The organism is Geothrix sp. SG200 (genome assembly GCF_022808935.1).
Taxonomy (GTDB): domain Bacteria; phylum Acidobacteriota; class Holophagae; order Holophagales; family Holophagaceae; genus Geothrix; species Geothrix alkalitolerans.
In genome coordinates this window covers 295,624-301,623 of record NZ_JAKZFR010000004.1, presented here as the reverse complement: position 1 = coordinate 301,623, position 6,000 = coordinate 295,624, and the positions used below count along the sequence as shown (strand labels likewise).

Below are 6,000 nucleotides of genomic sequence, written 5' to 3'. Positions count from 1 at the left end.
GTACGGCCTAACCTTACGCTCAACCTTGACCCCGCCTGCATTGCCTTCCGCTCTCTCTCAGCATTTCGCTATCTCGGCTCCGCTCGTCGCCTCGGTGCAGGCGGGGCCGGTTAGCTTCATTCGTTAGAGCGCCCCACAATTTCACATCCAACATCAGGAGGCTTTTCATGCGATCCAAGTCCCCGATTATGTTCTTCGGTGCCATCGCGCTGGCAATGGTGGGGTGCTTCCGAGACAAGCCCGAAGTGGATTTAACGAGAGTTTCTGTTGGTATGCGGAAGGATGAAGTGATCCAGGCCCTTGGCAAACCTACTCGTATGGCTGTGCAAGGGTCGGTCGAGTACCTAGAATATGAATCCTACGAAAACAGCGGTTGGGATTGGAAAGGAAAACGAAATTTTAAATCCATGTTCGTTCGAATCATGAATGGCAAAGTCGATTCATTTGGCCAAAAGGGTGATTTCGATTACACGAAAAACCCAACGACCGACATCAATGTGAAACAACAAATCGAGGCCAAAGTATCTTCCACAACCCCCTCAACTCCCTCAACTCCTACCGGTGGCTTTGACCTGAAGACCGAACTCGAAAAACTAGAAAAAATGAAAAAGGATGGCCTGGTTAATGACCAGGAGTATCAGCAACTCCGGCAACGCCTTATCGACAAGGCTAAGATTCAATAATTCGAACAAGTAACCTTCATCATAAGGGCACCTTTGAATAGAATCGTCGTCATAGTTGGAACGAAGCACGATTATCAACGTGGGGATGGTTCTTGTTCACAAGGCGATATCACAAAATTTAGGGCCTATCTTGGTGCGCTATGCAGTAAATGGCTAATCCAACTTATCGCAGAAGAAATGAGCCAAGTAAGCTCAGTCAAGAACAGTTCAAATCATTCAACGGTCGCACTACTTGCAGCAGATCTAAATATCCAGCATCGTTACGTGGATCCAGATCGAGAGCAAAGGAAAAAGTTGCGAATTCGTGACGTGATATATGTAAGGGCTTCTGGGGAATTAGCGGGTTTACCTGAAACTACTATTTTGAAAAAAATTAACGCTGAGTGCCGAAAACGCGAATCTGTATGGTTAGAAGCTTTGCTTACGCTTGAAAAGTGGCCCTCATTGTTTGTGTGTGGCTCCAAACATGTCGATAGTTTTTCTAATTCACTACGAAATTCAAATATTGATGTACAAATCGAGTCGCGCGACTGGGCGCCCTAACCCTCCGCTCAACTCGGACCCCACCTGCATTGCCTTCCGCTCTCTCTCAGCTTCTCGCTTCCTCGGCTCCGTTCAGCGCCTCGGTGCAGGTGGGGCCGGTTAGCTTCATTCGTTAGGCTTCATTATTAGATTTAGGAGAAATTCATGAATGACACCATCCGGCTCATTACTGAAATAGTCATTCTGATTTCTGCAATTATTGGCGTATACAAGGTAGCGACATCAAAGCCAGAAGTTGGCGGTGTCTCTATGAAAAGTGAGAAAAGAGAATGGCCTGATATGTTGAAAATGATTGGAACGTATTTCGGTGTCTATGTGTTCATGTTCGTTCCAATGATTTTTATCTTATTGATGTCATGGTTCACCAAGTTAATGAATACTGTAAATTCCCCATCTTCAACCCGCCCATCTCTGGGTTCCCTCAAAATAGAGATCGCTCCAGATAAATTGTCAGATAATGGTCGACTTGCCTATTTCCTTTTCCAGGCAGGATCCTCTGCTGGATCGAGTTGGGAAAGAGATAAAATTTTGTCGAGCGCTGTCGATTTCGCAATTCAGTCGAACGAGTTTCAAATCGCCCTTGCAGCCGCACAGTCGATTGAGGCGTCCTCTACGAAGGATGAGAAGCTACGGACAGTAATGCGAGCAGCTCTCAAATCCGGTGCCTTGGAAGTTGGCGTTAAGTCGATTCAATCAATGGCTGCAAGTTCCGAGCAAGATTCTGCTGGGGCTGAATTCGCTGCCTCTGTAATCAATTGGGGGCGACACCTGCAAAGCAAAAACAAGTAATTTCGACTTCAGCCTAACCCTTAGCTCAACTCGGACCCCGCCTGCATTGTCTTCCGCTCTCTCTCATCGTTCCGCTTCCTCGGCTCTGTTCAGCGCCTCGGTGCAGGCGGGGCCGGTTAGCTCCATTCGTTAGGCATTCCATGATCGCTTCGACAGTTCTATGGATGGTCGTTATGGTCCTTGTCCCTCGCTCGGGGCCAAGGATCAACCCTCAAGAACTTCCTGCACTTGCTGCTGATCCAAAGCTGTCTGAAAGACTCGGATCAAAGGCTGAGGCAGAAGGGAAATATGCGGAGGCAAGAAGGCATTACGAAGAGGCTTGTCGCCTCGATGCAGATTGGGGAGAAGAAAATCAGCCTCCATTCGGAGAGGCAAGCGTCCTCCTCAAACTTGCACGACTGCTTCGCGATCCAAAGTGCGGTCCTCCCGACCTCACACGGGCCGGGCGCTGTTATGTGGCCGCACTTGGCATCGGTTCAAACCAATGGAGTGCAGAAGCCTGGATTGAACTGATCAAAATGTATCGAGATGGTCTAGGTGTGCCAAAGGATCCTGGATTTTCAAAGCATCTGTTGGAGGAATTTCGATTCAAGGCGGGAAATATGCACTGGTCCAAAGAGGACAGTCGTCGCCTTGCACTGATGTGGGAGAAAGGAGATTTCCTACCAAGAAACCTACTTGCTGCATCCAGTCAATTTTATTTGGCTGGCGACATAGCATCCGCCCGCAAAGCCTTAGAGAAAGGGGCCGATGAAGGCGATCCATCTGCATGTGAAAAATTGGCATGGTCCTATCAGGGCCAAGGTTTGGTAGTCACCGACATCGACCCAAAAAGGGCTAACGCGTACTTGCTGAAAGCCAAGTCTCTTCGTTCAGCGATTACCTCGCCCAAGCCCCAAACCAATCCTGAGAAGCCAAGAGTAGCCATGAGGGCCTGGGGTGGCGATGCCGGCCCTCCACAAGAAGCAAGTGATGAATCACTAGGGTCCGAAAAACAGCATGAACTCTCCCAAACCCCTGACCCCGTCCGTGGGCTTTATCATCGACTTTGGGCAGAGTACCTGTCCCCAAAGGATTGAGTGAATGCCTAACCCTCCGCTCAACTCGGACCCCGCCTGCATTGCCTTCCGCTCTCTCTCGGCTTCCCGCTTCCTCGGCTCCGCTGGTCGCCTCGGCGCGGGCGGGTCCGGTTAGCTTCATTCGTTAGGCGTCTCCGAGCAATTGCATCACGACCAGTTTTTGCAGAGACTTGCATATGCAAACAAACCCACCGGAATTTCCTCTAGAATCCCCACCAATATCCAACTTGATTCTTGACGGATATATCGCCGCCTTAAAGGTCGGATTATCGGCCATCATGCCCGGCGTTGGCCCTGTGATAGCAGAAAGTCTTGGAACGATTGTTGGCTATCGAAGTAAGGTGGAATTGGAAAATTGGTTGAGCAAGTTACATGAACAGATGCTCAACTTGGGCGATAGAGTTACAACGTTAGAGAGCTCTGAAAAGGCCAATGAAATATGTTCAATTGTCATATCGGCAGGCCAGGCCGTAGCGAAATGCCATCAGGCCGAAAAAATGGATGCCCTTCAAGCCGCTGTCCTGAATACAGCCGTGAGCCCGATGGAGAACGCGGATGAACGAGCTGTGTTCGTGCGTTATATTGACGAATTAACACCGACACACCTTCGCATGTTGCGCATCTTCTCGGACAAACCATCAGGTTTTACCAATATTTCAGAATATATCGGCGTTTTTAAGCTCCTCCAGCACTATGGAATGAACCTGCCCACCAACGATGACTGCTTCTTATATTTCAGGGAGTTGGTTAGTCGAGATTTAATTCGTACTCATCCAAAATTAGGCTCCGGTGATAGGAGTGACGATAGGGCTATTCCTCCTGCAGTCCTCACCATGAAAGATATCGACGCGCCCATCAGAACAACAATATGGCGTGCGGTTTCGCTTAGCCCAACTGGGGAGAGGTTTATTCGCTTCATAACTCAGCCGTCCCTATAACGCCTAACCTTCCGCTCAACTCGGACCCCGCCTGCATTGCCTCTCGCTCTCTCTCATCCTCTCACTTCCTCGGCTCCGCTCAGCGCCTCGGTGCAGGCGGGGCCGGTTAGCTTCTTTCGTTAGGCCCCGCTAATCGATCTACAGATGAGTTTCGGCCTCATTCTCTCCGTTCGCCGGCGATTTGATACCGCTGGGCGCATTCTGAACGAATAGCCGGCCAGATTAGTCATCATCTATCGGCCTACTCAATGCAGGCGGCTGGTCCATTTCTTTCATGGTCCTTAGACCATGATCTCACTTTGAAGGAGATGATAATGGGCATTACTGCTAACGGATGGTCAAATAAAGGCGGCACAAGCGACAGAGGGTGCGCCTGCGGAACCTGGAAACAACATTGGATTACCTTCTCCGGCAAATCATGGCCCTCCAGTTGCTCAGTCTCCGGCTGCTCCGAGAAGCCGACACTTGGGGGGCACATAATCAATCCGAGCGTTTCTGGCGAACGAATTGCTCCGCTCTGCGATTCTTGCAATAAACTCACCAAATCATTCAACCTTAAAGATGGTGTTACTTTACCGAGTGCAAATAAAGCAGAAACCTGCGAGAAGAAGGCCTAACCCTCAGCTCAACTCGGACCCCGCCTGCATTGCCTTCCGCTCTTTCTCTTCGTCTCGCTTCCTCGGCTCCGCTCCTCGCCTCGGTGCAGGCGGGGCCGGTTAGCTTCATTCGTTAGGCCTCCCACATGCTTCCTCAGAGAGCAGCCGCTAAGTTCGCTTGTTGGGTGCTCGTCTATTTCGCCTGCTGGTTGGCTTCCTTCGCATGGCTCATTGGCGAGAAACACCTCCTCAGGCAGTACTTTGTTTGGTGCTTCACATTCACCGGTTTTGAACTTCCGTTCGTAGTCTTGCTCCTCAGCCTCATCCTGTTCATTGCAGTCATTGTTCTCTTCTTCATCGGCCGTTTGGTCCTGCGCAGAATGCATGCATCGGCCTAACCCTAAGCTCAACTCGGACCCCGCCTGCATTGCCTTCCGCTCTCTCTCAACTTCTCGCGTCCTCGGCTCCGCTCAGCGCCTCGGTGCAGGCGGGTCCGGTTAGCTTCATTCGTTAGGCGCAGTTTCTACGTACGATTCAACCCTGAGGAACCCTATGGACAGCCGCCTGGCCCGACTTGAGCAATTACTTGAAGAAGGTCGGGGATTTACGTTCGATAACTTCTGCCTGCCTGGTGAAGGTCGAGGAGTGTGGGGAGGACCAGATTCGCCCGAATGGGCAACCTGGCAAATTCGAACCCAGAATTTGATCAATCAAACTTTTTTACAAAACTCTCCAGCAATAAACCTCGTCAATGCCGGTAGGGCTGTAAACACAAACGGATATGGTCCTGAACATTTTGAGTACGCGAAAAGCTCTATTATCAAAGGCATAGAATTAGCAATCGCGGCCCTAAAGGAAGATGTTTTTAACGAAGTGATAGGTGTGAAATCAGAAAACAAAGCCCCAAATATTTCGAACAAAATTTTTATCGTTCATGGCCACGATCATTCCCTAAAGACTGAGCTTGAGGCCTTCCTGCACCAAATTGGTCTTGAGCCAATTGTACTGCACAGAAAACCTGATGAGGGGCAAACCATAATAGAAAAATTTGAGCAGCATAGCGATGTGGGGTTCGCCTTTGTACTACTCACTCCTGATGAAATTGCTTATTCGGCCGATCAAGACGGTATAGATGATTCCGATAGGGTCAAAGAATTCAGAGCCCGTCCAAATGTCATTTTTGAATTCGGTTACTTTGTGGCCAAACTTAGCCGCAGCAGGGTCTGCTGTCTTTATCGCGGAAATGTTTCGATCCCCAGCGACCTCAGTGGTCTACTTTACAAAAAAGTCGACTCATCATTCGAGTCTCAGGCCTTTTCAATAATTAAAGAACTTAAAGCCGCAGGGTATTCCCTAAAGATTTAACAACGAT

5 protein-coding genes are annotated in these 6,000 nt (G+C 49.5%); all 5 read left to right on the top strand.

All coding sequences use genetic code 11. The annotated features are described in order from the left end of the window. The first annotated feature begins 167 nt into the window (after nucleotides 1-167). Nucleotides 168-683 (top strand): DUF2845 domain-containing protein, encoded by a 516-nt coding sequence (locus tag ML539_RS10625; protein WP_243323608.1) that lies wholly within the window; start codon nucleotides 168-170, stop codon nucleotides 681-683. 687 nt (nucleotides 684-1,370) lie between these two features. Then, nucleotides 1,371-2,015, top strand: coding sequence for a hypothetical protein (locus ML539_RS10620; protein WP_243323606.1), 645 nt, complete (start codon nucleotides 1,371-1,373; stop codon nucleotides 2,013-2,015). Nucleotides 2,016-2,155: 140 nt separating this feature from the next. Then, a complete protein-coding gene (locus ML539_RS10615) occupies nucleotides 2,156-3,094 on the top strand; it encodes a hypothetical protein (protein ID WP_243318927.1) in 939 nt (312 codons plus the stop codon). A 227-nt stretch (nucleotides 3,095-3,321) separates the two neighbouring features. Next, nucleotides 3,322-4,032 carry a hypothetical protein gene (locus tag ML539_RS10610; RefSeq protein WP_243323604.1) on the top strand — a complete coding sequence of 237 codons (711 nt, stop codon included), beginning with the start codon at nucleotides 3,322-3,324 and terminating at the stop codon, nucleotides 4,030-4,032. 1,148 nt (nucleotides 4,033-5,180) lie between these two features. Next, nucleotides 5,181-5,993, top strand: coding sequence for a nucleotide-binding protein (locus ML539_RS10605; protein ID WP_243323602.1), 813 nt, complete (start codon nucleotides 5,181-5,183; stop codon nucleotides 5,991-5,993). The last annotated feature ends 7 nt before the right edge of the window (nucleotides 5,994-6,000 follow it).